The organism is Stenotrophomonas sp. STEN029, assembly GCF_056760015.1.
Window position 1 is genome coordinate 1 of record NZ_JBRREC010000156.1, and the last position, 4,422, is coordinate 4,422.

The 4,422-nt window shown below is 63.0% G+C and carries 4 protein-coding genes; 2 read left to right on the top strand and 2 right to left on the bottom strand.

Annotation, left to right across the window (positions count from 1 at the left end):
• Positions 1 to 158: 158 nt before the first annotated feature.
• Together ACVOLI_RS20150 and ACVOLI_RS20155 are read right to left on the bottom strand one after the other, a co-directional pair.
• Complete coding sequence (locus tag ACVOLI_RS20150) at positions 159 to 1,142, bottom strand: malate dehydrogenase (RefSeq protein WP_481615741.1); 984 nt, start codon at positions 1,140 to 1,142, stop codon at positions 159 to 161.
• A gap of 111 nt (positions 1,143 to 1,253) precedes the next feature.
• The gene (locus tag ACVOLI_RS20155; RefSeq protein ID WP_481615742.1) at positions 1,254 to 1,748 is read right to left on the bottom strand and encodes a peptidylprolyl isomerase; all 495 of its coding nucleotides are present in this window, start codon (positions 1,746 to 1,748) and stop codon (positions 1,254 to 1,256) included.
• 212 nt (positions 1,749 to 1,960) lie between these two features.
• Here ACVOLI_RS20155 and typA point away from each other — a divergent pair, with 212 nt between their 5' ends.
• Together typA and ACVOLI_RS20165 are read left to right on the top strand one after the other, a co-directional pair.
• Positions 1,961 to 3,808, top strand: a complete 1,848-nt coding sequence (typA, locus tag ACVOLI_RS20160; protein ID WP_481549810.1) for a translational GTPase TypA — start codon at positions 1,961 to 1,963, stop codon at positions 3,806 to 3,808.
• A gap of 5 nt (positions 3,809 to 3,813) precedes the next feature.
• A complete protein-coding gene (locus ACVOLI_RS20165) occupies positions 3,814 to 4,290 on the top strand; it encodes a DUF2127 domain-containing protein (protein WP_481615743.1) in 477 nt (158 codons plus the stop codon).
• The last annotated feature ends 132 nt before the right edge of the window (positions 4,291 to 4,422 follow it).

The window sequence follows — 4,422 nt, forward strand, 5'->3', positions numbered from 1 at the left end:
GCGGCTGGCCCGGGCGCCCTGGGCGGCGTGCCTTTTCTGGCGGGTTGCGACCTCGGCCGCCCCCAGCGCCGCGGCGCCGGGGGCGCTACAACCGACAACAAATAAAAACGGGGAGGCCGAAGCCTCCCCGTTCATTGCATCACATCAACCGCCAGCTGTTACAGCAGGTCGGCAACGCCGGCGCGCTCTTCTTCCAGCTCGCCCAGGGTGATGTCGATGTACTTCTTGGAGAAGTCGTCGATCGGCAGGTCCTTGATGATGGTGTACTCGCCGTTCTCGGTGGTTACCGGGAAGCCGAACACGACGCCTTCCGGAATGCCGTAGGAGCCGTCGGACGGCACGCCCATGGTCACCCACTTGCCATTGCTGCCCAGCACCCAGTCATGGATATGGTCGATGGCAGCGTTGGCTGCCGACGCAGCCGAGGACAGGCCACGGGCGGCGATGATCGCTGCGCCGCGCTTGCCGACGGTCGGGATGAAGGTGTTGGCGTTCCATTCCTGGTCGTTGATCAGCTCGGCAACCTTGGCGCCGCCGGTGGTGGCGAAGCGGTAGTCCGGGTACATGGTCGGGCTGTGGTTGCCCCACACGGTGAACTGCTCGAAGCTCTCCACGGTCTTGCCGGTCTTGGCAGCCAGCTGGCTCAGGGCGCGGTTGTGGTCCAGGCGCAGCATGGCGGTGAAGTTGCGCGGGTTCAGGTCCGGCGCCGACTTCATCGCGATGTAGGCGTTGGTGTTGGCCGGGTTGCCGACCACCAGCACCTTGACGTCACGCTTGGCGACGGCGTTCAGTGCCTTGCCCTGAACGGTGAAGATCTTGGCGTTCTCGAGCAGCAGGTCCTTGCGCTCCATGCCCGGGCCGCGCGGACGTGCGCCGACCAGCAGGGCCACGTCGACGTCCTTGAAGGCCACCAGCGGGTCAGCGGTGGTCACCACGCCAGCCAGCAACGGGAATGCGCAGTCTTCCAGTTCCATGACCACGCCCTGCAGGGCGGCCTGGGCCTTTTCGTTGTCGATTTCGAGCAGCTGCAGGATGACCGGCTGGTCCTTGCCCAGCATTTCGCCAGAAGCGATGCGGAACAGCAGTGCATAACCGATATTGCCGGCAGCGCCGGTTACGGCAACACGAACGGGTGCTTTCATGGGGGTTTCCTCTGCTAAGAAGCGGTTGTGGGGGTAAGGCCGGGCATACGCAGGCGCGCTGGCCAGCTGGAATCAGAAACGGCCACCTGTGCAGGTGGCCGTTGGTATCAATCAGGCGGCGAGGATCTTGTTCCACTCGGCGACGCGGTCGGCCTTGGCAGCCAGCACGGCGTCGGTATCGCCTTCCAGGGTGATCTTGTTGATCGCATCACCCTGCTTGATCGCGTCAACCACGTCCAGGCCTTCGAGCACCTTGCCAAACACGGTGTGCTTGCCATCGAGCCAGTCGGTCTTGATGTGGGTGATGAAGAACTGGCTGCCGTTGGTGTTCGGGCCGGCATTGGCCATGGACAGCACGCCGCGCTCGTGGCGCACGCCATTCTTGGTTTCATCTTCAAAACGATAGCCCGGGCCGCCGCGGCCGGAGCCTTCCGGGCAGCCGCCCTGGACCATGAAGTCAGCGATCACGCGGTGGAACGCCAGGCCATCATAGAAGCCGTGCTTCACCAGATTGACGAAGTTGGCCACGGTCAGCGGTGCCTTGTCGGCATACAGCTCGATCTTGATCGGGCCGCGGGAGGTGTCGAAATTGGCGATCAGCGACATGGAAATCCTTAGTAAAGAAGACGACTCTCAATAGCCAGCTAGTTTACACCCGGCTCCGCCCGTGCTGCTGCCCCTCTGCAGCAGCTTGAACCGAGGAAGGCTGAATGGGCAATCAGACGAGTCTGAACGGCAGTTTTCGCACAGCGGCGACATAGCGCTATAATGCTGGACTCATTTTCCCCATTTCACGGCACCGGCTGGCCGTCTTTCGCATGTCCATCGAAAATCTTCGCAACATCGCCATCGTCGCCCACGTCGATCATGGCAAAACCACCCTCGTCGACCAGCTGCTCAAGCAGTCCGGCACCCTGTCCGAGCGCACGGTACTTGCCGAGCGCGTGATGGACAGCAACGACCAGGAAAAGGAACGCGGCATCACCATTCTGGCCAAGAACACGGCCATTACCTGGGAAGACAAGAAGACCGGTACCAAAAACCGGATCAACATCGTCGATACCCCGGGACACGCCGACTTCGGTGGCGAGGTGGAGCGCGTGCTGTCGATGGTCGACTCGGTGCTGATCCTGGTTGACGCGATGGACGGCCCGATGCCGCAGACCCGCTTCGTCACCCAGAAGGCCTTCGCGATGGGCTTCAAGCCGATCGTCGTGGTCAACAAGGTCGACCGCCCGGGCGCCCGTCCGGAATGGGTCATCGACCAGGTGTTCGACCTGTTCGACAAGCTCGGCGCCACCAATGAGCAGCTCGACTTCCCGATCGTCTACGCCTCGGGCCTGAACGGCTACGCCGGCCTGGAAGACACCGTCCGCGACGGCGACATGACCCCGCTGTACGAAGCGATCATGAAGTACGTGCCGGTGCCGGAAGTCGAGGCCGACGGCCCGTTCCAGATGCGCATCAGCCAGCTGGACTACAACAACTTCGTCGGCGTCATCGGCATTGGCCGCATCCAGCGCGGCAAGGTCAAGAAGAACCAGGCCGTCGCCGTGATCGACCGTGAAGGCAAGAAGCGCCAGGGCAAGGTCCTGCAAGTGCTGGGCTTCATGGGCCTGGAGCGCATCGAAGTCGACGAAGCACAGGCTGGCGACATCATCGCCATCTCCGGCATCCAGGAACTGACCATCTCCGACACCGTCTGCGCCCTGGACACCCCGGAAGCGCTGCCGCCGCTGACCGTCGACGAGCCGACCATCTCGATGACCTTCCAGGTCAACAACTCGCCCTTCGCAGGCAACAAGGACCTGTCCGGCGGCAAGTTCCTGACCAGCCGCCAGCTGAAGGAGCGCCTGGAGCGCGAGACCGTGCACAACGTGGCACTGAAGGTCGAGCAGCTTGAAGACGCCGACAAGTTCCTGGTCTCCGGTCGTGGCGAGCTGCACCTGTCGGTGCTGATCGAAACCATGCGTCGCGAAGGCTACGAGCTGGCCGTGTCGCGCCCGGAAGTGATCATCAAGGAAATCGACGGCCAGATGATGGAGCCGATCGAGCAGCTGGTGGTTGATATCGAAGAGCAGCACCAGGGCGGCGTGATGGAAAAGCTGGGTACCCGCAAGGGCCTGCTTGAAAACATGGAGTCCGACGGCAAGGGCCGTGTTCGCCTTGATTTCAAGATCCCGGCGCGTGGCCTGATCGGCTTCCAGAACGAGTTCAAGACCCTGACCCAGGGTTCCGGCCTGCTGTTCCACGTGTTCGACCATTACGGCCCGAAGGAACAGGGCGCCATCGCCAAGCGCCTGAACGGCGTGATGATCGCCAACGCCCCGGGTGCAACCCCGGCCTATTCGCTGGGCCCGCTGCAGGAACGCGGCAAGCTGTTCGCTGCTGAAGGCGACAACGTGTACGAAGGCCAGCTGATCGGTATCCACTCCAAGGACAACGATCTGACCGTCAACGCGATCAAGACCAAGCCGCTGACCAACATGCGCGCTTCGGGCAAGGACGATGCGATCCAGCTGACCCCGGCCATCAAGTTCTCGCTGGAACAGGCCCTGGACTTCATCGACGACGACGAGCTGGTGGAAATCACCCCGAAGGAAATTCGTCTGCGCAAGAAGTTCCTGACCGAAAGCGACCGCAAGAAGGCGTCGCGCGGCGGCTGATTGTCTTGACTGACAACAAGCCCTACAACCCGGATCCGCATGCGCATCCGGGACTGGCAGCCATCGCGCTGCTGGAAGCGGGAAAGGCCGTACTGGCCTTTCTCGCCGCGGCTGGCCTGGAGATCTCCGGGCCGGCCCCACTCCGCAACATCATCAATGCCCTGATCCACCGCGCAGGTGGTGACCCCGAGAACGGCGCTTTCTCCTCGCTGCTGGGCATGATCACCCCCGATACCGTTCACCTCGGCGCCGCTGTACTGGTCGGCTACGGGCTGCTGCGCCTGCTCGAAGCCTGGGGCCTGTGGCGCGCCAAGGCCTGGGCCTCATGGCTGGGCTGCATCTCCGCTGCGCTTTACCTGCCGCTGGATTTCTACGCCATCGTCAAACACCCCGGCTGGGCCTCGTGGCTGCTGCTGGCGGTCAACCTGCTGGTCGTCTGGGTACTGGCCCGCGACCTCGGCAAGCGTCGCAGCAAAGGGTAGCGCCTCTCCTGTAGTGCCGAGCCATGCTCGGCATGAGACCTGCTTCACCTGTAGTGCCGAGCCATGCTCGGCAGAGGCGTTACCGGTAAAGCCGAACCTGTAGTGCCGAGCCATGCTCGGCAGAGGTGTTAC

What these genes read in the sequence shown, in the direction of transcription:
- ACVOLI_RS20150 (WP_481615741.1), bottom strand. Translation starts at nt 1,142, where the DNA reads ATGAAAGCACCCGTTCGTGTTGCCGTAACCGGCGCTGCCGGCAATATC.
- typA (WP_481549810.1), top strand. Translation starts at nt 1,961, where the DNA reads ATGTCCATCGAAAATCTTCGCAACATCGCCATCGTCGCCCACGTCGAT.
- ACVOLI_RS20155 (WP_481615742.1), bottom strand. Translation starts at nt 1,748, where the DNA reads ATGTCGCTGATCGCCAATTTCGACACCTCCCGCGGCCCGATCAAGATC.